This window comes from Candidatus Pelagibacter sp. HIMB1611 (assembly GCF_052047715.1).
GTDB lineage: Bacteria > Pseudomonadota > Alphaproteobacteria > Pelagibacterales > Pelagibacteraceae > Pelagibacter.
The window spans coordinates 50653-75474 of the sequence record NZ_JBNAJM010000001.1 but is presented as its reverse complement, the minus strand read 5'-3'; the positions used below and the strand labels follow the sequence as shown (position 1 = coordinate 75474).

At 31.4% G+C, this 24822-nt stretch carries 22 protein-coding genes and 1 other RNA gene; 4 read left to right on the top strand and 19 right to left on the bottom strand.

Features of this window, described 5'->3' with window-relative positions; genetic code table 11:
* Positions 1 to 34: 34 nt before the first annotated feature.
* The 12 genes from ACTTAS_RS00420 to hflK form a co-directional block, all read right to left on the bottom strand.
* Positions 35 to 1714, bottom strand: coding sequence for a dipeptide ABC transporter ATP-binding protein (locus ACTTAS_RS00420; RefSeq protein WP_440677934.1), 1680 nt, complete (start codon positions 1712 to 1714; stop codon positions 35 to 37).
* Positions 1711 to 2643: an ABC transporter permease gene (locus tag ACTTAS_RS00415; RefSeq protein WP_425321972.1), complete on the bottom strand. Its 933-nt coding sequence runs from the start codon at positions 2641 to 2643 to the stop codon at positions 1711 to 1713. Before ACTTAS_RS00415 ends, ACTTAS_RS00420 begins: the two co-directional genes overlap by 4 nt.
* Positions 2636 to 3619 carry an ABC transporter permease gene (locus ACTTAS_RS00410; RefSeq protein ID WP_440652176.1) on the bottom strand — a complete coding sequence of 328 codons (984 nt, stop codon included), beginning with the start codon at positions 3617 to 3619 and terminating at the stop codon, positions 2636 to 2638. Before ACTTAS_RS00410 ends, ACTTAS_RS00415 begins: the two co-directional genes overlap by 8 nt.
* Positions 3620 to 3681: 62 nt before the next feature.
* On the bottom strand, positions 3682 to 5244 hold the full coding sequence (locus ACTTAS_RS00405) for an ABC transporter substrate-binding protein (RefSeq protein WP_440677933.1): 1563 nt from the start codon (positions 5242 to 5244) through the stop codon (positions 3682 to 3684).
* Positions 5245 to 5324: 80 nt separating this feature from the next.
* Entirely contained in the window at positions 5325 to 6347 is a 1023-nt protein-coding gene (gene ilvC, locus ACTTAS_RS00400; protein ID WP_075506263.1) for a ketol-acid reductoisomerase, read from the bottom strand.
* Positions 6348 to 6364: 17 nt separating this feature from the next.
* Positions 6365 to 6913 carry an acetolactate synthase small subunit gene (gene ilvN / locus ACTTAS_RS00395; RefSeq protein WP_440677932.1) on the bottom strand — a complete coding sequence of 183 codons (549 nt, stop codon included), beginning with the start codon at positions 6911 to 6913 and terminating at the stop codon, positions 6365 to 6367.
* 5 nt (positions 6914 to 6918) lie between these two features.
* On the bottom strand, positions 6919 to 8685 hold the full coding sequence (locus ACTTAS_RS00390) for an acetolactate synthase 3 large subunit (protein ID WP_440677931.1): 1767 nt from the start codon (positions 8683 to 8685) through the stop codon (positions 6919 to 6921).
* Positions 8686 to 8737: 52 nt separating this feature from the next.
* Positions 8738 to 9646: a tRNA (adenosine(37)-N6)-dimethylallyltransferase MiaA gene (gene miaA / locus ACTTAS_RS00385; RefSeq protein ID WP_440677930.1), complete on the bottom strand. Its 909-nt coding sequence runs from the start codon at positions 9644 to 9646 to the stop codon at positions 8738 to 8740.
* A 2-nt stretch (positions 9647 to 9648) separates the two neighbouring features.
* Complete coding sequence (locus tag ACTTAS_RS00380) at positions 9649 to 11064, bottom strand: Do family serine endopeptidase (protein WP_440677929.1); 1416 nt, start codon at positions 11062 to 11064, stop codon at positions 9649 to 9651.
* A 1-nt stretch (position 11065) separates the two neighbouring features.
* Complete coding sequence (locus tag ACTTAS_RS00375; RefSeq protein ID WP_440677928.1) at positions 11066 to 11251, bottom strand: DUF2065 domain-containing protein; 186 nt, start codon at positions 11249 to 11251, stop codon at positions 11066 to 11068.
* A 7-nt stretch (positions 11252 to 11258) separates the two neighbouring features.
* Complete coding sequence (gene hflC / locus ACTTAS_RS00370; protein ID WP_262590310.1) at positions 11259 to 12131, bottom strand: protease modulator HflC; 873 nt, start codon at positions 12129 to 12131, stop codon at positions 11259 to 11261.
* On the bottom strand, positions 12132 to 13238 hold the full coding sequence (gene hflK, locus ACTTAS_RS00365) for an FtsH protease activity modulator HflK (protein WP_440677927.1): 1107 nt from the start codon (positions 13236 to 13238) through the stop codon (positions 12132 to 12134). It lies immediately after the preceding gene.
* Between the two features lie 51 nt (positions 13239 to 13289).
* On the opposite strand from hflK, the gene ACTTAS_RS00360 reads away from it, so the two are divergent.
* Complete coding sequence (locus ACTTAS_RS00360) at positions 13290 to 14114, top strand: Mrp/NBP35 family ATP-binding protein (RefSeq protein ID WP_440677926.1); 825 nt, start codon at positions 13290 to 13292, stop codon at positions 14112 to 14114.
* Here the strand turns inward: ACTTAS_RS00360 and thyX are convergent.
* Positions 14095 to 15042, bottom strand: a complete 948-nt coding sequence (thyX, locus tag ACTTAS_RS00355; protein WP_440677925.1) for an FAD-dependent thymidylate synthase — start codon at positions 15040 to 15042, stop codon at positions 14095 to 14097. The two genes, ACTTAS_RS00360 and thyX, sit on opposite strands and share 20 nt — an antisense overlap.
* 4 nt (positions 15043 to 15046) lie before the next feature.
* On the opposite strand from thyX, the gene ssrA reads away from it, so the two are divergent.
* Positions 15047 to 15345: a transfer-messenger RNA gene (ssrA, locus tag ACTTAS_RS00350) on the top strand.
* On the opposite strand, the gene ACTTAS_RS00345 is transcribed toward ssrA, so the two are convergent.
* From ACTTAS_RS00345 to ACTTAS_RS00325, 5 genes are read right to left on the bottom strand one after another with little or no spacing between them, the layout of a single operon-like run.
* On the bottom strand, positions 15346 to 15552 hold the full coding sequence (locus ACTTAS_RS00345; protein ID WP_440677924.1) for a DUF1737 domain-containing protein: 207 nt from the start codon (positions 15550 to 15552) through the stop codon (positions 15346 to 15348).
* Between the two features lie 10 nt (positions 15553 to 15562).
* Positions 15563 to 18223 carry a pyruvate, phosphate dikinase gene (ppdK, locus tag ACTTAS_RS00340; protein ID WP_440677923.1) on the bottom strand — a complete coding sequence of 887 codons (2661 nt, stop codon included), beginning with the start codon at positions 18221 to 18223 and terminating at the stop codon, positions 15563 to 15565.
* Positions 18223 to 20289: a glycine--tRNA ligase subunit beta gene (gene glyS / locus ACTTAS_RS00335; protein ID WP_440677922.1), complete on the bottom strand. Its 2067-nt coding sequence runs from the start codon at positions 20287 to 20289 to the stop codon at positions 18223 to 18225. Before glyS ends, ppdK begins: the two co-directional genes overlap by 1 nt.
* Positions 20289 to 21185, bottom strand: coding sequence for a glycine--tRNA ligase subunit alpha (locus tag ACTTAS_RS00330; protein ID WP_440677921.1), 897 nt, complete (start codon positions 21183 to 21185; stop codon positions 20289 to 20291). The genes glyS and ACTTAS_RS00330 overlap by 1 nt, the downstream gene beginning before the upstream one ends.
* Positions 21151 to 21954: a S49 family peptidase gene (locus ACTTAS_RS00325; protein ID WP_440618082.1), complete on the bottom strand. Its 804-nt coding sequence runs from the start codon at positions 21952 to 21954 to the stop codon at positions 21151 to 21153. The genes ACTTAS_RS00330 and ACTTAS_RS00325 overlap by 35 nt, the downstream gene beginning before the upstream one ends.
* Positions 21955 to 22068: 114 nt before the next feature.
* Here ACTTAS_RS00325 and ACTTAS_RS00320 point away from each other — a divergent pair, with 114 nt between their 5' ends.
* The gene (locus tag ACTTAS_RS00320; RefSeq protein ID WP_440677920.1) at positions 22069 to 23082 is read left to right on the top strand and encodes a polyprenyl synthetase family protein; all 1014 of its coding nucleotides are present in this window, start codon (positions 22069 to 22071) and stop codon (positions 23080 to 23082) included.
* Here the strand turns inward: ACTTAS_RS00320 and pdxH are convergent.
* Positions 23079 to 23705: a pyridoxamine 5'-phosphate oxidase gene (gene pdxH, locus ACTTAS_RS00315; RefSeq protein ID WP_440677919.1), complete on the bottom strand. Its 627-nt coding sequence runs from the start codon at positions 23703 to 23705 to the stop codon at positions 23079 to 23081. The genes ACTTAS_RS00320 and pdxH overlap by 4 nt on opposite strands.
* 33 nt (positions 23706 to 23738) lie before the next feature.
* Here pdxH and aroC point away from each other — a divergent pair, with 33 nt between their 5' ends.
* Positions 23739 to 24821: a chorismate synthase gene (gene aroC / locus ACTTAS_RS00310; RefSeq protein WP_440677918.1), complete on the top strand. Its 1083-nt coding sequence runs from the start codon at positions 23739 to 23741 to the stop codon at positions 24819 to 24821.
* Position 24822 lies beyond the last annotated feature (1 nt).

The window sequence follows — 24822 nt, the reverse complement described above, 5'->3', positions numbered from 1 at the left end:
TAAATTTTTTCGTCCATTTTAGGTGATACAAAAATTAATTATAAATAGACTCAATTTTAGGCATCAAGTGTAAAAGTTCCTTTGTGTATTCATGGCTAGGATTCAAAAATAAATCCTCAGTATTTGAAACTTCACATAACTTGCCATCTTTTAGAACTCCAATTCTATCGCACATTTGTCTTACAACAGGTAAGTCATGGCTAATAAATAAAATAGTCAAATTTAATTGCTCTTGAAGATCTTTTAACAAATTTAATATTTGTGCTTGAATACTGACGTCTAATGCAGATGTGGGTTCATCACAAACTAAGAGCCTTGGCTGAGTTGCTAAAGCCCTCGCAATCGAAATTCTTTGTCTTTGACCACCAGAAAATTCATGTGGATATCTATCTGCTGATTTTTGAGACATTTCAACAGAGTCTAATAAATCGTAGACATAATTATTTAGATCAGAATTAGATATCGAAGGATTGTGAAGCGTAATAGGCTCAGCAATAATATCTTTTACTTTCAATCTACCATTTAATGATGAATAGGGATCTTGAAAAATCATTTGTATTTGTTTTCTAAATTTCATTAGTTCTGACCTATTTTTTATCTTTGTAATACAAGTGCTGTCAAAAAATATGTCTCCTGAAGATGGTTTAAATAAATTTACAATCATTTTTGCAATAGTTGATTTTCCGCTACCACTTTCACCTACTAATCCAAATGACTCACCTTCTTTTATTTCGAATGAAACATTATTTACAGCTAATACAGAATTTTTAGAATTTTCTGTAAAAAAATTATCATCAAAACTTTTATTTAGATTTTTTACTTGAACTAAATCTTGATTGGTAATTTCTTTTTTAGTCCATCTATTCAAAATTTTGATGTTATTTTCTTTATTTTTATTTTCTTTTTCTACTATTACAAATCTTGAAATTTTCTTGTTGGTAGGTGGAACCGAACTTACAAGACTTTTAGTATAACTTTGTTGAGGAGTTGTTAATATTTTTTTTGTTTCGCCAATTTCAACTAAATTTCCACTTTTCATCACAGCTACACGATTGGCGGTTTCAGCAATAACACCCATATCATGAGTGATTAAAATCACAGCTAAGTTTCTTTCTTTTGTAAGTTTTTTAATTAAATCTAAAATCTGTGATTGAATAGAAACATCTAAAGCAGTAGTGGGTTCATCAGCTATTAATAATTCTGGTTCACAGCATAAGGCTAAAGAAATAACCACTCTTTGTCTCATTCCTCCTGAAAACTGATGAGGATAGTCATTAAATCTTTTTTCAGCATCCTTAATACCAACTTCTTTTAATAAATTAATGGATTTACTTTTTGATTCCTCTTTGTTTAAATTTAGATGAGTTTGTATAGTTTCAATTAATTGTTCACCAACTGTTAATATTGGATTTAAAGATGTTTGTGGGTCTTGAAATATTAATCCAATTTTATTACCTCGATATTTAATTATACTCTCTGAGTTTTCATGAATATTTAAGTCTCCCAAAATTACTGAGCCACTTGAAACCTTTCCTGGCTCATCAATTAAATTAATTATAGCATTTCCAACAGTGCTTTTTCCAGAACCAGACTCTCCAACCAATCCTAAAATTTCACCTTTATTTACCTCTATATTAACATTTTTGGCTGCGTAAACAGTCTCTTTACGCATTTTATAATCAACACTTAAATTATTTATTTTTAAAAAACTCATTTTTTTAATTTTGGATTTAAAGTATCTCTCATCCAATCTCCTAATAAATTAATGGAAAAAGCTAAAATCACCAAAAAAATTGCTGGAAAAAATGTAATCCACCATTCTCCTGAAAATAAAAAATCATTTCCTAATCTTATTAATGTACCTAAAGAAGGAGTTGTTGGTGGAACCCCAACACCCAAAAAACTTAAAGTCGACTCTGCCAATATAGCAAGAGCTAGACCAATTGTACCTATGACCAAAACTGGTCTCATAATATTTGGTAAAATATGTTTAAACATAATTACTATATTTGAAACACCAATTATCGTTGAGGCAGAAACATAATCTTTATTTTTTTCTACCAAAGTTGCTGCCCTAGATACTCTTGCAAACTGTGGCCATTCAGAAATTCCAATAGCAAAAATTAAAACATATATCGCCATTTCATCATGCATTTCTCTTGAAATTAATCCTCTTGCTATCCCATCAACCAAGAGTGCCATCAATATACTTGGTACAGTCAACTGAACATCTGTAAGCCTCATTACTACCATTTCATATTTGCCACCAAAATATCCAGCTGTTAATCCTAAACCAACACCAAGAACTAGACTAAATATAATTGCAGCAAAACCAACAATAAGAGATATTCTACATCCGTATAAAATGGTTGATAACATATCTCTTCCTTGACCATCTGTTCCTAGAATAAATTGTGCTAAACCATCTTCTGTCCAAGATGGTGGTGTAAATGCATCCATCAAAGATAAAGATGATGGATCAAAAGGAGTGTAAGGTGTTAAAAATTCAATAAAAAAAGAACAGAAAAAAATAATAAATAAAATTGCTGAAGATATAATTGCTGTCGGAGATTTTATAAAGCTATGATAGATATCACTATCCTTAATTCTTTCCCATCTTGTTAAATTTAAATTATTATCCACTTGCAGCATCTCCTTTAACTCTAATCCTTGGATCAATAAAATAATAAAGAATATCAACTATAAAATTTATCATCACAAAAACAAATGCAATGAAAACTAAATAAGCCGACATAATTGGTATATCTACAAACTGAACAGCTTGAATAAACAAGAAACCCATTCCAGGCCATTGAAAAACCGTTTCAGTTATTATTGAAAACGCGATTAAAGTTCCAATATTAATCCCAGCAATTGTTATTACGGGTATCAAACCATTTTTTAAAGCATGTTTATATTTAATACTATCTTCGCTAATTCCACGTGCTCGAGCAAATTTTATATAATCAGTTTGTAAAATTTCCATCATTTCAGCTCTTACTAGCCTGATGATATATGTCATTTGAAAAAGACTTAATGTAACTGATGGAAGAATTATCGCTTTAAGACCTGAAACTGTTAAAAAACCTGTTGTCCAAAATCCTATATCAACAACTTCTCCTCTACCAAACGAGGGAAGCACTCCTAGAATTACAGCAAATAAGTAAATAAATAATATCCCAATTACAAATGTGGGGAGAGACACTCCAAGCAATGAAATTGCTAAAACAAAGTCACTTAAAAAACCCTTTCTATTTATACCTGTATAAACTCCTAAAAGAGTTCCTGTCACTAATGCTATCAACGCAGAAATTACAACAAGTTCAATAGTAGCTGGTAATCTCTCAACAATCAGTTCTGATACTGGTCTTCTTAATTGATAAGAAATACCAAACTCTCCTTTAGACGCATTGATTACAAATCTTGAAAATTGAACATGAATTGGGTCCATTAAGCCCAATGTTTCTCTTAATTCAGCTCTTTCTTCATCTGAAGTTTCTTCTCCAACCATGTTGTTTATTGGGTCTCCAACAAAATTGAACAAGGAAAAAGAGACAAAGGCAACAACTAGCATTACCAAAGCTGATTGAAATAATCTTTTAAAAAAATACTTTATCAATTTATGAGGATTTTAAATTTATAAGCCCCTTATAAACTTAAGGGGCTTATAATAATTTTAATTTAATTTACGCTAGCAGCTCTAAATAATGGTTCGTTATTAGGTCTGATAGGAACGTTCACGTTACTTTTAGATGCCCAAGAAATTACTTGGTGGTGTAAAGGAAGATAAGCAATATCATCTTTTACAATTTTCCAAGCATTTGCAATAGCAGCGTTTCTTTTATCTAAATCAACTTCACCTTCCATAACTCTAATTGCAGCATCTACATCAGGGTTACTGAAGTTAACTTTGTTCCAACTAGCACCTGTTTCATATAAATAATGAAATACGTAATGACTGTCTAAAGTTGGTACACCCCATCCAAGCATATAAAAATCACCTTGGTCATCTTTTAGCTCTTTGAAGTGTTTACTTTTTGTTTGAGCAAACAAGTTAACGTTAACTCCAATTTTACCCAACATACCAACAACAGCTGTACAAATTGCTTCATCATTTACATATCTATCGTTAGGACATCTTAGTTCGACATCAAACCCATTAGGATAACCTGCGCTAGCTAAAAGTTTTTTTGCAGCATCAACATCATAAGGTAATCTTTTATCAAGTTCTGCAGTGTAACCATTTACACCTGGGAATGTAATTATTCCAGCTGGCTCACTTAGACCTCTCATTACTTTTTTCTTAATAGCCTCAATGTCAATTGCTTGATAAAGTGCTTGTCTAACTTCTTTTTTCTTGAAAGGATTATCACCAGTGTTTCCAGTTCTTAATTTATCTGCTGCTTGATCCATTCCTAAAAAGATTGTTCTCATCTGCGGTGTACTTACAACTTGGTGTCCTGAAGAAGAACCAATTCTTTTTAAATCTTGAACAGGTGCATCAGTCACTAAATCAATCTCACCGGATAGTAAGGCAGCTACTCTTGTTGCAGCATTTTTAATTGGAAGTAACTCAATTTGCTTTATGCCATCATCTTCCATATCACCCCACCAATGCTTATTTCTTTTAAACACTGTTTTTGTGTTCGGTTCTCTCAAAGTAATTTTAAATGGACCCGTTCCTAAAGCGTTAGTTGCTGAAAAAGTTTCTTGTCCTGCATCCCAATTTTGTGGAGACATTGCAAAATTTTTCTCAGACCAAGCTCTAGACATTATAAATATGTTTGATAATTGATTTAAAAGTATAGGGTTTGGTTTACTTGTTGTGATTTTAACAGCATATTCACCAACTGCTGTCACATCAGATATTGTACTGATATATTCTTTGAAATCAGATGTTCTTTGTTTAGCTCTTAATATACTAAATACAACATCAGCTGACGTCATTTTAGAACCATCAGAAAATTTTACATCTTCTCTTAAATTAAAAATCCAAGTATTAGGATCTGTTGCTGTCCATTTTCTTGCTAACGCTGGTTCAATTTTCATATCTACTGCTCTTTGAACAAGAGCTTCATAAACTTGTCTAGATACTTGTGTAGTTGGACCTTCGTTTTGTGCGTGTGGATCTAGTGTAAGACTGTCTCCTTGCATTGACCATTTGATAGTTTTTGCCCATGCTGAAGAAAATCCAAAAACTAGAACTAATGATAGTAATATTCTTACTAAATTTTTAGCCTTCATAATTAACCTCTTTTTTAAATTTATAAAAAAATTATAAGTGAAAAAAAAAGATTATTACAGATATAAAATTCTATTAATAATTAACTTTTATCGCTATCAACTAATTTTTTCTTACTTATCCAAGGCATCATGGCTCTTAGCTCTGCCCCAACTTTTTCTACAGAATGTTCAGCCAATTTCGCTCTAGTTGCTAAAAAGTTTTTTTGACCAGTTTTGCACTCATCCATCCACTCTTTGGTAAATTTACCTGATTGAATATCTGCCAAAACTTCTTTCATTCTTTTCTTTGTTTCTTCCTTATTGATAATTCTTGGACCAGATTGATACTCACCATATTCAGCAGTATTTGAAATTGAATAATTCATATTTGCAATTCCACCTTCATAGATCAAATCAACAATTAATTTAACTTCATGAACTGTTTCGAAATATGCCATCTCTGGTTCATACCCAGCTTCAACTAAAGTTTCATATCCGTTTTTAATTAGTTCAACTAAACCACCGCATAAAACTGTTTGCTCACCAAATAAGTCTGTTTCAACTTCGTCTTTGAAAGTAGTTTCAATAATTCCTGATCTTCCTCCACCTACTGCTGAAGCATAGGAAAGAGCTAAATCTCTTGCTTTACCAGATCCATCTTGATGAACAGCAAACAAACATGGAACTCCACCACCTTTTTCATATTCACTTCTTACTAAATGACCAGGTCCTTTTGGAGCAACCATAAATACATCTAAATCTTTTCTTGCTTTAATTAAGTCATAGTGAACATTTAAACCATGAGCAAAAGCAATACTTGTTCCTTCTCTCACTCTTTGTTCAATATGATTTTTATAAATTTCAGCTTGTAATTCATCTGGAGTTAATATCATAACAACATCTGCCCAAGCAGCTGCATCAGATAAATTCATCACTTTTAAACCTTTTGATTCAGCTTTAGCAACACTTGATGAACCTTCTCTTAACGCAACAACAATTTCTTTAACTCCACTATCCTTTAGATTAAGTGCATGAGCGTGACCTTGGCTCCCATAACCAAAAATCGCAATTTTTTTATTTTTAATTAAATCTACATCTGCATCTTTTTCATAAAACATTTTCATAATTTATCTCCTATTAATTAGTTAAAAATTTTTGCACCTCTTGTCATTGCAACAGCCCCTGTTCTTGAAGTGCTTATAAGTCCCAAGGGTTTTAATTTTTTGTTCATTTTATCAATCTCTCGTCTAAGTGCTGTTATTTGAATAACCGCAGATGATTTTGTTTCATCCAATACTATTGGGTTAAATTTTTTACAAGCATTTAAACATTTTTCAATTTTATTTTTTTTACCTACAATTTTAAATAAAGCCATTTCTTTAAAAATCACGTCTTTATCGTCTCTCTTAAATTCAGCAACTTTGTGTACAGGAACTAATTTGGTTAATTGCAGTCTAATCTGGTCAATTACTTGTGGTGTTCCAGTTGTTACAATTGTTATTCTGGATATGTTTTTGATAGCATCAATTTCTGCTACTGCCAAAGACTCAATATTATAACCTCTGCCAGAAAACAGGCCAACCACTCTTGCAAGAACACCCGCTTCATTATCTACCCAAACTACAAAAATATAGGTATCTGATTTTTGTTTTATAGATGGAGAGCTATAAGCTGACTTTGATTTTGGCATTTTGATTAAACTAAGGCTTTGCCTTTTCCTTTTATTTTATTCTCTTCTTGATCGTTTGGTCCAAGTATCATTTGATTATGAGGTTTACCTGAAGGTATCATCGGGAAACAGTTTTCATTTGGATCCACATGACAATCAAAAATAACAGGACCATTATGTTCAACCATTTCTTGAATTTTTTCATCAAGCTCTAATGGATTATCAGCCTTAATTCCTTTACAGCCATAAGCATCAGCCATTTTCATAAAATCTGGTAATGCTTCTGAATAACTCTCAGAATAATTCTTTTCATGAAGCAGCTCTTGCCACTGTCTTACCATTCCCATGTACTGGTTGTTCAAAATAAATATTTTTATTGGCAAATTGTATTGAACAGCTGTGGACATCTCTTGCATTGTCATTAAAACTGATGCTTCTCCTGCAATATCAATAACTAATTTTTCTGGATGAGCTACTTGAACTCCAACAGCTGCTGGTAATCCATAACCCATAGTTCCTAATCCACCTGAAGTCATCCATCTATTGGGTTTGTTAAATTTATAATGTTGAGCAGCCCACATTTGATGCTGACCAACTTCTGTTGTTACATAAGTATCTTTATTTTTTGTTAACTCATAAAGTCTTTGAACAGCATGTTGAGGTTTTATGCTATCTTCACTGTTAATAAAATTTAAAGAGTCTTTACTTCTCCATTTTTGAATTTGCTCCCACCATTTTGCAATATTTGGTTTATTTGATTTACCATTACCATTTTTCTTTTTAACAATTGTTTTGTTTACTTTATCAATTACTTTCGTTACATCACCTACGATTGCAAGATCTACTTTAATAATTTTATTAATTGATGATGGATCAATATCAATATGAACTTTTTTTGAATTAGGAGAGAACTCATCAATTTTTCCAGTAATACGGTCATCAAATCTTGCGCCAATGTTTATTAATAAATCACAGTCATGCATTGCATTGTTTGCTTCATACGTTCCGTGCATTCCTAGCATTCCTAAAAACTGATTATCGTCTCCAGGATAAGCACCTAGACCTTGCAAAGTTGAAGTAATTGGAAATCCTGTTAGCTCAACAAATTTTCTAAGAGCTTCACTTGCTTTTGGTCCTGAATTAATTACGCCTCCGCCACTATAAATTATTGGCTTCTTTGCTTTACTAATTAAATTAATTAATTGGTCAATTTCATCAGTTGAAAACTTATTGTGAGATTTGCCATTTAAACTTTTTTCGTTTTTTGGTTTTTTATATTTTGCTTTTGCAAATTGAATATCTTTTGGAATATCGATTAATACAGGACCTGGTCTTCCAGTTGTTGCAACTTTAAATGCTTCATGCATAACATCTGAAAGATCGTTGATATCTTTTACTAACCAGTTATGCTTTGTGCATGGTCTTGTAATTCCTGTTGTGTCACATTCTTGAAATGCATCCGTACCAATAAGGTGTGTTGGAACTTGACCCGAAATACAAACCATTGGAACTGAGTCCATGTATGCATCAGTTAAAGCTGTAACAACGTTAGTGGCACCAGGGCCTGAAGTAACTAAAACAACACCAGGTTTTCCAGACGATCTTGCATAACCTTCGGCTGCATGTCCTGCACCTTGCTCGTGTCTTACAAGAATATGTTTTATAGATGGATGATTTTTTAACTCATCATATATTGGCAGTACTGCACCACCAGGATAGCCAAAGATATGATTTACCTTTTGGTCTTCAAGACACTTAAATACGATTTCAGCTCCGGTTAATAATTTTGGCATTTCGCAATCTAGCTGAAGTTGTGCTGATTGGTCAAGGTTAAGTATGGAAAAATTAAATTTTTTTTAAAAAATTATTAATCTCAGATGGCTTAAGCTTAACCCAATCACTCATGTTTCCTCGAGCCCATGTGCTTTGTCTTTTAGCGTATTGTCTAGTTTTTATTGATATTTTTTCTTTGATTTCATCAATTTTTTTTTCTTTTGCTAAATATTCATGAATTTCATTTATTCCAATTGCTTTACATGCAGTCATTTGTTCATTAATTTTTAGTTTTAAAAATCTTTTAACCTCATTCACGGCACCCATTTTAATCATTTTTCCGGTTCTTTGATGAATTCTTTCAACCAACTCATCACGTGGATAATCAATATAAATTTTTAAAAAATCTTCTTCTAAATAGTTTGATTTAGTATTTTTAAACCATTCATGAAGAGATTTCTTTGTAAACTTTTTAACTTCAAAAGCTCTTATTGATCTTTGGGTATCCGTTGGATTAATTTTATTTTTTGAAAGAGGATCCAGTTTTAATAATTGCTTGTAAAATTTATTTTGGCCAATTTTTTTGTTTAGATTTCTAATTTTATTTCTAAACTTTACTGGAATGTTAGGAATTTGAACCAAACCATCAGTTAATGCTTTAAAATAAAGTCCAGTACCTCCAACAAGAATTGGAATTTTTTTTCTATTTTTAACTTCAATTATTTTTTTATTTGCAATTTTAAGCCAATCACCGGTAGAAAAACTTTTCTTTGCATCTTGGAAACCATATAGATGATGTTTTATTGATTGATAATTTTTTGGGCTAGGTCTTGCAGACAAGATTTTAAGTTGCTTATAAACTTGCATACTATCTGCATTAACAATCTCTCCTTTAATTATTTTTGCAAGTTTAATTGCAAAACTTGATTTTCCAGATGCTGTGGGTCCTGAAATTAAAATTATCTTGGATTTCAAATCCATTACTAATCTAATTTAACACCAATATATCTTCGTTGATTTTGATTGTTATAAATTGCAATTAAAATAGTTTTTTGATTTGAGTTTATTGCTTTCTGAGTGATATCTCTTAAATCATCTGCTGATTTAATTTTTTTCTTCTGAGCTTCAATAATAATACTATTGATCTCAATTGAGTTTACTAAAGGACTGTTATTAGCCATATTGGTAATTACTAATCCTGTAGTTTGGTTTGGTAATTTACGGTTTTTTATATCCTCTTTAGTTAAAGGTCTTACTGATATTCTTAAACTCTCAATAATTTCATCTAAATTATTTTCATCTTTTTTTGGATTTTCACTTACTTTAAAATCATCAGAAGTTTCTAATCTTCCTAACAAAACCTTTTTAGTTATTTCTTTTTTATTTCTCCAAATTTTTACATCTACATTTTTTCCAACTTCTGTTCTTGCAACAATTGCTGGCAACTCTTTCATTTGCTTAATCTCAAATCCATTAAACTCTAAAATAATATCTCCAGCCTGAATTCCTGCTTTTTCAGAAGGACTATTTTCAGCAACACTTGCAACTAAAGCACCTCTTGGTTTATCTAGTTCTTCAACCTCAGCAATTTCTTTTGTTACATCTTGAATTCTTACACCTAGCCAACCTCTTTTTGTTTCACCAAACTCAATTAATTGTTTAATTACTTGTTGAGCACTATTGGATGGAATTGAAAATCCTATACCAATAGAACCATTTCTTCCTAAGATGGCTGTATTAATTCCAATTACATTTCCTTCCATGTCAAATAAAGGTCCACCTGAATTTCCTGAATTTATTGATGCATCTGTTTGAATAAAATCTTCATATCTTGATAACCCAATAGATCTGTTCCTTGCTGAAATAATTCCAGCAGTTACTGTTCCTCCAAGACCAAATGGATTTCCAATTGCTAAAACCCAATCACCAATTCTTGCTTTATCAGAGTCTCCAAAGCCAACTGGTTTAAATTTATCTTCTGTATCTAATTGTAACACTGCTATATCCATTAAAGGATCAGCACCAAGCACTTTTGCTTTATATTCTTGGTCTCCGTTAACTCTAACTATAATATCATCAGCATCCTGAATTACGTGATTATTTGTAACCACTACTCCCTTCTCATCAATAATAAATCCAGAACCCAAAGCTGCTGATTTTCTCTCTTGAGGAGTTCCAAATTCTTTAAACATATCTTCAAATGGAGATCCTGGAGGGAATTGAAATGGAAAAGAGTTATTATTTGTAACCACAGTAGTTGATGTGGAAATATTTACCACAGAAGGCATTAATTTTTCTGCAAGATCTGCAAACGATGCTGGAACAGGCCTAGAGTTTGATTGTAATGAAAAACTTAGAGAAAATATAATTGTTAAAACAATAAATTTTAATTTTTTCATATTAACTTTTAATAAAATAAATAATCACAAAACCTATAACTGCAAAAATAAGTCCTCCTGATCTTAGTTGACTATCTTTAACAAGTTCAAGTTTTTTAAGCATACTTTTCATTTTTGCTGGAAATAAGGCATATAAAATTCCCTCTATAAATAAAAAAAGACCAAAAGCTATGACTAGCTCAATCATCTAAAAATTATTGTTTAATATCGGGAGTTGTATTTCCAAAAAATTTAAAAAATTCACTATCTGGAGACAAGATCATTGAGGTTTCACCTGCAGTAAACGCTTTACTATAAGATTGCATTGATCTGTAGAAAGAAAAGAATTCAGGGTCTTGTCCGAAAGCATCTGCAAAGATTTTATTTCTTTCACCGTCACCTTCTCCCTTCATAATTTCTGATTGTTTTTGAGCATCTGCTAATATCACGGTTACTTCTTTGTCAGCAGTCGAGGTAATTGTTACTGCCATCTCAGCACCTTTTGCTCTAAATTCCTTTGCTTCTCTTTCCCTCTCAGTCTGCATTCTTCTATAAATTGCATCACTGTTTGCTGTAGGAAGATCGGCTCTTTTTATTCTCACATCAACAATATTAATTCCAAAATTTTGAGCTTCATTATTAACGCCATCCTTAATCAAAGACATTTGTTTTGATCTATCTTGTGATAGTAAAGTTTGTAACTCTTCTTGACCCAAAACATTTCTAATTCTTGAGTTTATAATTGTAGATAATCTTGATCTAGCAACTCTTTCATCTCCAACAGAAATATAAAATTTCAAAGGATCCACTATTTGAAATCTCGCAAAAGCATCAACAATTAATCTTTTTTGGTCAGATGCAATTACTTCCTCTGGCGGAGTATCTAAATTTAAAATTCTTTTATCTAAGTAAACAACGTTTTGAATGAATGGAATTTTAAAGTTTAAACCTGGTTTCATTATAATTCTTTTCGGATCACCAAATTGAAGTATTATCGCTTGATTTACTTCTTTAACTATAATTACTGATAGGAATGCTACAACACCAATTAAAACTAGTATTCCAGCTACTATTTTTCCAGCTTTCATTTAATTTGTCTCTTTCTTTTTTAGCTCTGGCAATGGTAGATATGGCACTACACCAGAACCAGACTCTTTATCAATAATAATTTTATTAATATCTGCTAAAACTGTTTCCATTGTCTCAAGAAACATTCTTTCTTGTGTAACTTGTTTTGCTTTAGCATACTCATTGTAAATCGCTAAAAATCTACTAGCTTCACCTTCTGCCTTAGCAACAACTTCTTTTTTATAAGCTTCTGCAGCTTGTAAAATTTTTTGCGCTTCCCCTCTTGCTCTTGGAATCACATCATTTGCATAAGCTTCAGCCTCATTTTTAGATCTTTCCATATCCGCTCTTGCAGCTTGAACATCTCTAAAAGCGTCAATTACTTGATCTGGTGGATCAGCTTTTTGCGTTTGTACCTGAGTAATTTGTACTCCACTTTCATAATCATCTAAAATACTTTGAATAATTTCTTGAGTTTCAATCTCAATACTTGATCTACCTTCTGTTAATATTGGTTGAATATCACTTTTAGCAATTACTTCTCTCATTGCTGTTTCTGCAGCTGCTTTAACAGTTCCTACAGGATCCTGAATTTTAAATAAAAAATTTCCAGCATCTTTAATAACCCAAAATACTGAAAAATCGATGTTTACAATGTTTTCATCACCAGTAAGCATTAAACTTTCTTGAGGAACATCTGCAACTCCTCCACCTGTAGAAAAACCACTATCTCTTTCAGACCTAAATCCAATATCAATTCTATTTACTTTGGTTACTTTTGGAGTTTGAACAGTCTCAACTGGAAAAGGAATATGATAGTTCAATCCAGGTTGAGTAGTTTTAACAAATTTTCCAAATCTTAGAACAACTCCTTGTTCATCCGGTAATACTCTATAAAGTCCACTTGCAAGCCATACAAAGGCGAAGACTAATAAAATTAATCCAATAGACTTTCCACCTGAAGATTTTCCACCAGGTAAAAACTTTCTTATTTTATCTTGAAACTCTTTAATGATTTCATCTACGTTTGGTGGTGTTGGCCCTCTTCCTGAACCATTTCCTCCACTTCCACCTCCTGGAGGTGTTCCCCATGGGCTTCCGCCTCTGCCTCTGAAATCATCTGACATATGTCAAAGTATATAGTGTCTTTATCTCAAAAAACAAGTAAGGATAGTTTTATGTCAGATAAAAAGCCAGAACTTAGTGACGCAATGAAAAAGAAGGTGGAGCCTAGAGTTTTTACAAAAAATCCAATTCTAGGAACTAAGTTTACTATTGCTATATCAAGTGCAAAAGGTGGTGTAGGTAAATCTACATTTGCAACGAATCTTGCTTTGGCTTTAAAAAAAGTTGGATGCAAAGTTGGATTGTTAGATGCTGATATTTATGGCCCTTCAATTCCAAAAATGTTTGATATTAATGAAAAGCCAAAAAGTGACGGTCAAAAATTAGATCCCATAACAAAATATGACATTCAATGTATGTCAATTGGATTTTTAGCAGATCAGCAAACGCCGATGATTTGGCGTGGTCCAATGGTGACGAGTGCAATTAAAACTTTTACTCAGAAGGTTAATTGGAAAGATTTAGATTTTATAATTGTTGATATGCCTCCAGGAACAGGTGACACTCAATTAACTTTTTCACAAGAAATTAAAATGGATGGTGCAATCATAGTATCAACTCCACAAGAAGTTGCTCTTTTGGATGTAAAAAGAGGTATTAAAATGTTTGATAAGCTTGGAGTTAAAATTTTAGGTTTAGTTGATAACATGAGTTTTTTTGTTGGAGATGATGGAAAGAGGTACAAAATTTTTGGAGAAGGCGGAGTAAAAAAAACAGCAGAAGAATTTCAAAAAGATTTTTTAGGTGAAATACCAATAAATCCTGATGTTGGAAATTCTGGTGACCAAGGAAAACCAATAGTCGAATTAAACCCAGACCATCAAATTTCAAAAATATATCTAGATTTTGCTGAGAAGATTAAATCAACTTATCTTTAAGATCAAAAGCAGCCATCAATTCATTCCATTCTCTTTTAGATAGACCTGAGTTTTCAACATCTACATTTTCACCTTTAATAAGTTTTTGAATTATAACTTTTCCCTTAGCAGAAACCTCTGTTCCTCCTACTCTGTAATCCATAAATGCATCATAAGTTATCGGTACCCATTTTTTAACTGTATCTAACATTATGTCTGCATAAACTCTAATTTCATACTGAGCGTGACTATCAGCTCTTAACCTTAAAAAGTTCATTAAATTTAATAAATCAGTTTTCCAATACCACTGGGTATAAGTATTTAATGTTAGGTTCATTCTTGCAAGTTCTCTTGCTAATCCTTTTTTATTCTCGTCAATTGTTGAACCATCATATCTTTCATTAAGCATTGTTTCATAATTATCATAAGTTCTCTCTGCATCACTTTTCAAAAGTTCTAAAACTTCTTCTGCTTGTTTTCCTTCAAGGACATCTCCTCTTCCTTGTCGGTTGCTGGTAGATTGCGCTGCTAAATTTTCTTTAGTTGGTAAATAAAATTCTTTATCTAAAATTGAATATCTTGCAGAGTATTCATTTACGTTGGCAGTTCTATGTCTGATCCACTGCCTTGCAATAAATATTGGAAGTTTAATGTGATATTTTATTTCACACATTTCAAATGGCGTGCTATGCCAATGTCTCATCAAGTATTTTATTAAACCTTTGTCTGTTGAAACTTGCTTTGTCCCTTTTCCATAAGATACTCTTGCTGACTGAACTATAGATGTGTCATCACCCATATAATCAACTACTCTAACAAATCCATGATCTAATGCTGGCAGCGCTTCATAGAGTATTTTTTCAAGCTCTGGAGCGGTAACTCTTTTAGTTTGATTGCTTTGGGATTGCTGGTTTTTTATTTCTTCTGATTGTTCTTTTGTTAATTTCATGATTGTTATTGAATCTGTTGTAATTACTTTTATATTATTAATGTTGGATTTCCAACTACGACGATAAACGAATTTCGTAATAACCATTGCGGACGTGGGGGCAGTACCCACCACCTCCACCATTACAACTTACGGGGGTGAACTAGAATCGACGGGTGACTAAAGGCTATTCTTTCGTTCGGGATTGTTCCACCGTAACGGGCTAATTTATAATTGCTAACGAAAGTTACGCACTTGCTGCATAATTAACTTAGTTAATTAAGCACGGGGTCCGGGGCACCTGGCAACAGAACGCCCCCTGCTTTAAATTAATGATAAATTAATTTTTTTTGAGTATTTTTTTTTAGGTGAATTTTTTATGACTGCTTGTCCGCAACGCATAACACCTCTCTTTTTATCAAATGTCATTTTTGGCTCTCCATATAAAGTCCAACCATTTGATAAAGCTTCTGTTACACGGTGGCAAAACTTTGATGTGTCGTCATCTGTAATAAATCTATATCCTTTCATAAATTTCTCTCTATTTATTTTTTAATTCGGCTTGTGCAGCAGCCAATCTTGCTACAGGAACTCTGTATGGAGAACAAGAAACGTAATTTAGCCCTGCTTTTGAGCAAAATAAAATACTATTAGGGTCACCGCCATGTTCGCCACAAATTCCAAGTTTTATATTTTTATTTTGACTTTTTCCCTTTTCTACAGCTATTTTTATTAAATCTCCAACACCATCATCTATCGAAATAAATGGATCAATTGAAAAAATTTTATTATCTAAATAATCATTTAAAAATTTTCCACTATCATCTCTGCTTATTCCAAATGTAGTTTGAGTTAAATCATTAGTTCCAAAGCTAAAAAATTCAGCATGTTTAGCAATATCTTTAGCTTTTATAGCAGCTCTAGGAAGTTCAATCATCGTACCTACCATAAACTCAATTTTTAATTTATGTTCTTTTTGAACTTCAGTTGCAATTCTAATTACTAGATCTTTCATAATTTTTATTTCTGCTTCAGTAGACACTAATGGAATCATAATTTCTGGAAAAGCAGATTTAATTTTTTCTTTTTTGAGCTCAGCTAAAGCTTCAAATATTGCTCTACATTGCATTTCATATATTTCGGGGAAAGATATTCCAAGTCTACATCCCCTATGACCCAACATAGGATTTTGTTCATGCAATTCATCAATTCTAGATTCTACTTCTTTTACAGGAAGATTTACAATATTTGCGACTTCATTAATTTCTTTATCTGTTCGAGGCAAAAACTCATGGAGGGGTGGATCCAACAATCTTACCGTTACTGGTAATCCACTCATAATTTTAAATATTTCTACAAAATCCTTTTTTTGATGAGGTAAAAGTTTTTTTAATGCAATTGATCTATCTTCTTTAGTTTTCGATAAAATCATTTCCCTTACTGATAAAATTCTTTCTTCATCAAAAAACATGTGTTCTGTTCTGCAAAGACCAATTCCTTCAGCTCCAAAATCTTTTGCTATTTTGGTATCCTTAGGTGTTTCAGAATTTGTTCTAATTTTTAATTTTCTAAAACTATCTGCCCAAGTCATTATCTTGGAAAAATCTCCAGATATCTCTGGTTTAACTGTTGCAACACTTCCTGATATTATTCTACCGGTTGATCCATCTATAGTAATTACGTCCCCTTCTCTAATTTCCATTGAAGATGTTTTAAATGTCTTCATCTCATAATTTATGTCAATTTCACTTGAGCCAGATACGCATGGCCTTCCCATGCCCCTTGCAACTACTGCAGCATGACTCGTCATTCCTCCTCTGGCCGTCAAAATTCCTTTTGCAGCGTGCATTCCTTGTATATCTTCAGGTGACGTTTCTACTCTTACTAAGATAGTGTCTTGCATCATCGAAGTTAATCTTTCAGCTTCCTCTGAAGTAAACACCACTTTCCCACTTGCTGCTCCTGGTGAAGCAGGTAAACCATTTGCTATTACATTGATTGTACTTTTTTCATCAAGTGTAGGATGCAAAAGTGTATCTAAAGAATTTGGATCAATTCTTAATACTGCTTCTTTTTTTGATATTAATTTTTCCTTAACCATATCAACTGCAATCTTTACCGCAGATTTTGCAGTTCTTTTTCCCGATCTAGTTTGAAGCATCCACAGTTTATTATTCTCAACCGTAAATTCTACATCTTGCATATCTTTGTAATGTTTTTCTAATTTTTTTAAAATTTTTTTTAATTCATTAAAAACTTTTGGCAAAGACTCCTCCATTGAAGGTTCTTCAACTTTAGCATTTTTTCTTGCCTTCTTTGTTATATATTGAGGTGTTCTTGTACCAGCAACAACGTCCTCACCTTGTGCATTAATCAAGTACTCACCATATATTTCATTTGATCCATCTGATGGATTTCTTGTAAATACAACTCCAGTAGCACAATCATCACCCATATTACCAAAAACCATTGATTGAACGTTGACTGCTGTTCCCCATTCTGCTGGTATTTGATTTAATTTTCTATAGACTTTTGCTCTATTACTTTCCCATGATAAAAATACAGCGCTAATTGCTCCAAATAGCTGTTGAAATACATCTTGAGGAAATTCTTTTTTTGTTTTTTCTTTTACTGTTCTTTTAAAATCTTCAATTAAACCATCCCAATCATTTTCGTCTAAGTCCGTGTCTAACAAAACACCTTTTGTTAATTTATAATTTTCGATTAACTCCTCAAAATGATAACCCTCTACACCCATCACAACGTTTCCATACATTTGAATAAATCGTCTGTAACTATCTTTGGCAAATCGTCCATTTGAAGTTTTCAAGGCTAACGCCTTTACTGTTTTATCATTTAAGCCTAAATTGAGAATTGTATCCATCATTCCTGGCATAGATACTCTGGCACCCGATCTAACCGATAATAACAAAGGATTTTTTAAATCTCCAAATTTTTTAGAAACATCTTTTTCTATATTTTTTAATTCTTTTTTAATTTGAGAAATTAAATTTTTATTTAATTTTTTCTTATCTTTATAAAAAATCTCACAAACTTTTGTAGATATTGTAAAACCAGGAGGAACTGGCAAACCCATTCTGCCCATTTCAGAAAGGTTAGCACCTTTTCCACCTAAAAAATTTTTTGGATTTTTAATACTTTTAGATTGTTTCGAATTAAAATTTAATATGAGTTTCGTCATTAGCTAGACTCGATTAAAGAAAAGTTAACATAATTGTCGAATGTTTTACACATCATTTGAATTAGTTCTAGCCTATTTTTCTTAATTACCAGATCATCCTCATTTACAATTACACTATCAAAAAAATCAAATACCTCTCTTTTAATACTTGCTAAATTGTCCAATGTTTGAACAAAATTTTCATCATTATTAATACTTGAAAAATATTTCCTCAATTCATTAATTTTTTTAAATAGATTTTTTTCAAGTTCAGTTTTAAAAATACCAGGGTCAGTTGTATTAGATAACTCAATTTTATCTTTTTTTAATTCACTTTCTAGAATATTTGATGCTCTTTTATAGCTTGAAATAATATCTATTCCGTTTTGTTTATTAATTATTTTATTTAAATTTTTTGCTTTGTTAAAAATAATTACAGATTGATCTAAGTTAGAAGAACTTATTGAAGCTTTTATTATATCGTTTCGGATATTTTCCTCCTTCATATAATATTTTAATCTATCTAATAGAAAATCTAGTAATTCTTTTTGTAAAGATTTATTCTCAAATTCAAATCCTTGATCCTGATACAAACTTGAAGAATAATTTATTAAATCTCTAATTTTAAAATCTTTTTTATTTTCAATTATAATTCTAACAATCCCTAATGCTAATCTTCTTAAGGCAAAAGGATCCTTGGAACTTGTTGGTTTTTGGTTTACACCAAAAAATCCAACTAAAGTATCAATCTTGTCAGCTAAGGATAAAGCAATGCTATAAGGTTTTTTTGGAATTTTTGTTCCAGATCCAACGGGTAAATATTGCTCACTAACAGCAAGTGATATTTCTTTTTCAAAACCTTGTACATTTGCAAAATAACCTCCCATAATCCCCTGAAGTTCTGGAAATTCACCAACCATTTCGGATAATAAGTCTACTTTGCTAATCGATGCTGATAATTCTACTTTTTCTTTGCTAATTAATAACTCATCAGAAATAATAGCACCAAGCTTTCGCATTCTTTGAGCTTTATCAAAATAATTTCCAAGACCTTTGAAATAATTCATTAATTTTAAATCAGAAATTTTTTTGACCATGTTTTGAGTTTTATCTTTCTGCCAGAAAAATTCTGCATCACTTAATCTTGCTTCAACTACTCTTTCATTTCCTAATTTAATTAATCCTTTTTTATCTTTATTGTTTGCTACTACCAAAAATTGATTTGTAATGTTTCCTTTTTTATCAAAAGTAGGAAAATACTTTTGGTGGTGTTGCATGGTTAGTATTAAAATCTCTTTAGGTATATTTAAAAATTTTTTATCAAATTCACAAATAATTATGTTTGGTTGGTCAGTTAAATCGACTACTTCCTGAAGAAGCTTGGGATTGCTATTAATATTTATATTTCTTTTTTTTAAAATAATATCAAATTTTTTTTCTATTAAATCTTTTCTCTCAGTGTGATCGATAAGTATATCCATTTTTTTAAAAAAATTTTTATAAGATTTAAAGTCTAAAAATAGTTTTTTCTTTTCTTCAAATTCTTTATCTACAAATGTTAAATTAGATGAAATGAAATGATGAAATTTAAAATTTAACTTTTTTTTATCAAAGATGGATAAGATAGATTTTAATGGCCTACCCCATAATAGTTCATAATTTGACCATCTCATTGACTTTTTCCATTGAATTTTATTCAGTATTTGAGGTATGGCTCCTTCTAATAATGTATGAGTATCTAATTTTTTTGATCTAGTTTTATAAAAATAGAACTCACCTTTATCTGTTTTTTTTATAAACAATTCTTTTTTTGAAACACCATTAGATCTCGCAAACCCCTCCAACGCAGCATCTGGAGACTTTGTACTCGGACCTTTTATTTCCTCAGATTTTAAAACTATCTTCTTTTCAACTCCCTCAAACAAAATTGATAATCTATTGGGTGTTGAGTAGGACGAACTTTTTTTAAATTTAATTGATTTTTCTAAAAAAAATTCATTAAAACTTTTTAGTAAATTTTCTCTTAAATTTTTTTGTAAATTTGAAGGTATTTCTTCACTAAACAATTCTAAGAAAAATTCAGACATTATTTTTGACTATCTAACCAAATACTAGCCGCTGATTTTGTAATATCTCTTATTCTTGCAATATATCCTGCTCTTTGAGCAACGCTAATTGCTCCGCGTGCATCTAATATATTGAATACATGACTTGCTTTTAAACATTGATCATAAGCAGGTAATGAAATTTTTTTTTCAACTAATGACTTTGCTTCCAACTCGTGCATATCAAACATTTTAAAAAGTGACTCTACATTTGCATGTTCAAAATTATATGCTGAAAATTCTCTCTCAGCTTGATGAAATACTTCTTTATATTTTACACCATCATCATTCCATAACAGATCGTAGACATTTTTTTTCTGCTGAATAAACATACATATTCTTTCTAATCCATATGTAATTTCTACAGAAACAGGTTTGCACTCAAATCCTGCCATCTGTTGAAAATAAGTAAATTGAGTAATTTCCATGCCATCACACCATACCTCCCAACCAAGACCAGCAGCGCCCAATGTTGGACTTTCCCAGTCGTCTTCTACAAATCTAATGTCATGATCTGAATGATCAATTCCTATAGACGATAAACTATTGAGGTAAAGTTTTTTAATATTTTCAGGCGAAGGTTTTATAAGAACTTGAAATTGATAATAATGTTGAAGTCTATTTGGATTATCTCCATATCTTCCATCTGTGGGTCTTCTTGATGGCTGCACATATGCTGTCTTCCAAGGTTTAGCCCCTAATGACCTCAATGTCGTTGCTGGATGAAATGTGCCTGCTCCTACTTCCATGTCATAAGGTTGGAGAACTACACATCCTTTTTTACTCCAAAACTTTTGAAGATTTAAAATTGTATCTTGAAATGTAAGAATTTTCTCTTTTGATTTAGAAACCATATCTTTGCCAGATTGATCTTTCATCTAAAATATTTGCAAATTGGTCAATATGATTTGAAGATGAAAGTTTTTGACTTAACCACCCTTTTGTTTTTTCAAATTTTTTAATTACAACATCTTCACCATACTTTTCTTTTAAGATTTCATGTGCATCTCCTATGCCATCTATTAATCCTAATTTCTTAGCTCTTGAACCTGACCAAAATTCACCGGAAAATAATTCTACTTCAGTTTTATTTAATTTTGCTCCACGACTTTTTTCAACAACATTTATGAAATCTTGGTGTAAATCTAATTGAATATTTTTAAGTCTTTGAATATCTTCTTCCTTTTCTTCCATAAAAGGATCTAGTGTGCTCTTGTTCTTTCCAGCTGTATGAACCCTTCTCTCAACACCTATTTTCTTAATTAGTTCAGTAAAACCAAATGATGAATATATAACCCCTATAGACCCAATAATTGAACTTGAATTTGCATAAATTTCATCTCCAGCACATGAAATAAGATATCCCCCAGATGCAGCAACATCTTCTGCAAAAAAAATAACTTTCTTATTACTTTTTTTAGCTTGCTGACGAATAAAACTATAAATTAAATGTGACTGTACAGGTGAACCTCCTGGAGAATTGATTGATATTGCTACTGCAGTAGCTTTTTTTAGAGAAAAAGCTTTTTTAATAATTTCTTCCTGTCCTGCAAAATCAATACCTTGCTTAAATTTACCAGCATTACCAATGACGCCATTTAATTTAATATGTGAAACAATTTTTTTCTTTTTTAAAAAGGAGAACATATTTATCTCTTACAGAATATTTAGTTGATTATAAAGACTACTTATAATTGAAGAAATAGGTGCGTCAAATGATAAGTAATAAATATAGCTTATTTATATTAATTTAAAATTAATATGGGAACTGTAGTACAGCTTAAAAACCAGATAAATAATTCATATTTCCAATTGAAGGATTCTGTTGAAGAAAAACTAGCTTTGACTGAAGAAAGAATAAAATCCAAATTAACTAGTGATGTTCAATTAGTTCAAAAAATGACTAATTATCATATAGAGACTGGTGGCAAAAGACTAAGGGCTTTATTAACATTAGGAAGCGCTAAGTTATGTGGTTACTCAAAAGGTTCAAGAGACGTAAATTTAGCAGCTTGTGTAGAACTTATTCACAGTGCAACTTTGATGCATGATGATGTTATCGATGAAGGTGAGATTAGAAGAGGTAAAGAAACTTTAAATAAAATTTGGAGCAATCATTCCTCGATTTTGATTGGAGATTATCTCTTAAGTAGATGTTTTGAGATGATGGTTGAAGATGGAAACTTAGAGGTATTAAAATTATTATCATCAACTTCATCTAAAATTGCCCAGGGAGAAGTATTACAACTACAACATAATAATGAAGTTGATATGCTTGAAGAAACATATCTAAAAATTATTTCTGCCAAAACTGCAGAACTATTTGCTGCTTCAACAAAAGTAGGTGCAATTTTAGCTGAAGTAGAAAATAAAGAAAAGGATGCGCTAGAATTTTATGGAAGGAATTTAGGGTTAACTTTTCAAATTGCAGATGACACATTAGATTATAATTCTGAATTAAAGTTGTTTGGAAAAAAAATAGGAAAAGATTTTTTTGAAGGAAAAGTGACTTTACCAATAATCTTGCTTTACCAAAAATTAGAAAACAATGAAAAAAATAAGCTAAAAGAAGTATTTAATAAAAAAGAAAGAACTAAAGAAGATTTTAATAATATTATATCTTTGATTAATAAATATAAGATTATAAATGAGTGCTACCAAAAAGCTCAGCACTATATTAATTTAGCATCAAATTCTTTAAGTGTGTTCAGGGATACTAAAGAAAAAGAAATTCTTAAAAAACTTACATCTTTCAGTTTAGCGAGAAATTTTTAAGGACTTAATAAAGCTTTATTCCATAATCCATTCTGGCTTTTTGTATATAGTAATCTTTCATGAATTCTATTTTCTCCATCTAGCCAAAACTCTATATTTTGTGGATTTAAATTCCACCCAGACCAGTGTTTTGGTCTAGGAACTTTTGTTTCATCAGAATATTTATTTTTATATACCTTAATTGAATTTATCAATTCATCTCTATTTTTTAATTCTTGGCTCTGATTTGATGCCCATGCACCAATTCTACTTTCATATGCTCTGGAAGAATAATATTCATCTGCAACATCATCAGAAACTAATGATACAGTCCCGGTAATTCTGACTTGTCTTAAAAGACTTTTCCAATGAAAACACATTGAAGCGTTAGGATTTTCCTTTAGTTCATTACCTTTTCGACTATTTAAATTAGTGTAGAAAACAAATCCATCTTTATTAAAATCCTTAAGGAGCACCATTCTGACAGATGGAACATTATTTTTACTTGAAGTTGCTAGCGCGACTGCATTTGGATCATTGAGTTCACTCTGTTTGGCTTTTTCCATCCATATTTCAAATAACTTAATTGGGTCATCTAAATTTAAAAAGCAGCTGTCGATACCAAGTTGGTTTTTTTCATTCATAATTTAAACAAAATAATCTATATAATATAAATAATGTCATTTAACACTTTTGGAAAGCTATTTCGTTTCACAACTTGGGGTGAATCTCATGGTCCTGCTATTGGCTGCATAGTTGACGGTTGTCCTCCAAATATAAATCTAGATGAAAAAGATATTCAATTAGAATTAGACAAAAGAAAACCTGGACAATCAAAATTTACCACACAAAGAAAGGAAGATGATAAAGTCCAAATACTTTCAGGTGTATTTGAAGGAAAAACTACTGGCACACCAATTTCTTTAATTATCTATAATAAAGACATGAGATCTAAAGATTATGGAAATATAAAAGATAAATTCAGACCAGGTCATGCGGACTTTACCTATTTCAAAAAATACGGAATTAGAGATTACAGAGGTGGAGGAAGATCTTCAGCTAGAGAGACGGCTTCAAGAGTTGCGGCTGGTGCTATAGCTAAACTAGTACTTCAAAAAAAATTAGGAAAAAAATTTAAAGTTATAGGTGCTGTAACTCAATTAGGAATCTTAGGATGTGATACGTCACAGTGGAATGATAAAATTATTTCAAAAAATCCATTCTTTTGTCCAGATAAGTCCATGATTAAATTATGGGAAAAATATTTACTTGGTGTAAGAAAATCAGGGTCATCATGTGGTGCTATAATAGAGGTTAGAGCAAGAGGTATTCCTGCAGGTCTTGGTGCACCTATTTATTCTAAATTAGATTCTGATATTGCATCAGCGTTTATGAGCATTAATGCAGTTAAAGGAGTAAATGTTGGTGCTGGAATGAATTCTGCACAACTAAGTGGCGAGCAAAACTCTGACGAAATATCATTAAAAAATAATAAATTAAAATTTAACTCTAATAATGCAGGCGGGATCTTAGGCGGAATTTCTTCTGGTCAAGAAATAATAGCATCATTTGCAGTTAAACCTACATCTTCAATTTTAACTACAAGAAAAACTATTAATAAATTCGGAAAAAATACCACAATATCAGTTAAAGGGAGACATGACCCTTGCGTAGGAATAAGAGCTGTTCCAGTTGGAGAAGCTATGATGAATTGCGTTTTATTAGACCACTACTTAATGAATCAGGCTCAGTGCGGATAAA